This is a genomic window from Streptomyces maremycinicus (assembly GCF_001184025.1).
Classification (GTDB): Bacteria; Actinomycetota; Actinomycetes; order Streptomycetales; family Streptomycetaceae; genus Streptomyces; species Streptomyces maremycinicus.
Window position 1 is genome coordinate 1 of the sequence record NZ_BBYG01000001.1, and the last position, 1,486, is coordinate 1,486.

1 protein-coding gene is annotated in these 1,486 nt (G+C 69.7%); it reads left to right on the forward strand.

Annotated elements, in window-relative coordinates; all coding sequences use genetic code 11:
- Window positions 1-268 precede the first annotated feature (268 nt).
- Complete coding sequence (locus AOQ37_RS00005) at window positions 269-1,471, forward strand: IS110 family RNA-guided transposase (RefSeq protein ID WP_062639864.1); 1,203 nt, start codon at window positions 269-271, stop codon at window positions 1,469-1,471.
- The last annotated feature ends 15 nt before the right edge of the window (window positions 1,472-1,486 follow it).

Below are 1,486 nucleotides of genomic sequence, written 5' to 3' on the forward strand. Positions count from 1 at the left end.
CCCCCCGTTATGTTTTCCGCGGTCCTGCAAGAGGACCGCTGGCCTCCGGGCCCGGCATGACTGTTCCCCCCTGTCGAACGGATGACCCGGGGGGTGGTGTCACCGGGCCCGGGAGGCGCCGTTGGAGACGCTGATGAGAGGTCCGACTACCGCCTGGCCTGGCGCAATGCCCGGCCGCTTGCGGGCGGCAGGTCTGCATAACGTGGATGCGCGCATACGACGCCGAAGCCCTGGCCAGCACCGCACGAACCCCGCTCGGGAGGATGGGTTGGACGACATCGACGACGTGGGCGTCTTGCTCGGCCTGGACGTCGGCAAGAGCGCCCATCACGGGCACGGCCTCACCCCGGCCGGCAAGAAGGTCTTCGACAAGCAGCTGCCCAACAGCGAGTCCAAGCTGCGGGCCGTCTTCGACAAACTGGCCGCGAAGTTCGGCACCGTGCTGGTGATCGTGGACCAGCCCGCCTCCATCGGAGCCCTGCCGCTCACGGTCGCCCGGGACGCCGGCTGCAAGGTCGCCTACCTGCCCGGCCTGTCCATGCGCCGGATCGCCGACCTCTACCCGGGCGAGGCGAAGACCGACGCGAAGGACGCCGCGGTGATCGCCGACGCGGCCCGGACCATGCCGCACACCCTGCGCTCGCTGGAACCGACCGACGAGATCACCGCCGAGCTGACCGTGCTGGTGGGCTTCGACCAGGATCTCGCGGCCGAGGCGACCCGCACCTCCAACCGGATACGCGGCCTGCTCACCCAGTTCCACCCCAGCCTGGAACGCGTCCTCGGACCTCGACTGGACCACCCCGCCGTGACCTGGCTGCTGGAACGCTACGGATCCCCGGCCTCCCTGCGGAAAGCCGGACGCCGCAGGCTGGTTGAGGTGATCCGGCCCAAGGCTCCGCGCATGGCCCAGCGGCTGATCGACGAGGTGTTCGATGCACTCGACGAGCAGACCGTCGTGGTCCCGGGCACCGGCACCCTCGACCTCGTGATCCCGTCGCTGGCCCGCTCGCTCGCGGCCGTCCACGAACAGCGACGAGCCCTGGAAGCGCAGATCGGACTGCTGCTGGAGGCTCACCCTCTTTCCGCGGTCCTGACCTCGATTCCGGGGGTCGCGGTCAGGACCGCCGCCACCTTGCTGGTCACCGTCGGCGACGGCACCAGCTTCCCCACCGCTGCCCACCTGGCCTCCTATGCCGGCCTCGCCCCGACGACCAAGTCGTCGGGGACCTCGATCCACGGCGAACACGCCCCCAGAGGCGGCAACCGGCAGCTCAAGCGCGCGATGTTCCTGTCCGCGTTCGCCGCACTGCACGATCCCGCCTCCCGCACCTACTACGACCGATGCCGAGCCCGCGGGAAGACCCACACCCAGGCCCTTCTCCGCCTGGCCCGCCAGCGGATCAACGTGCTGTTCGCGATGCTCCGCGACGGCACCTTCTACGAACCCAGAACCCCACGCCTCGCTTGACGAAAGACATAGAGG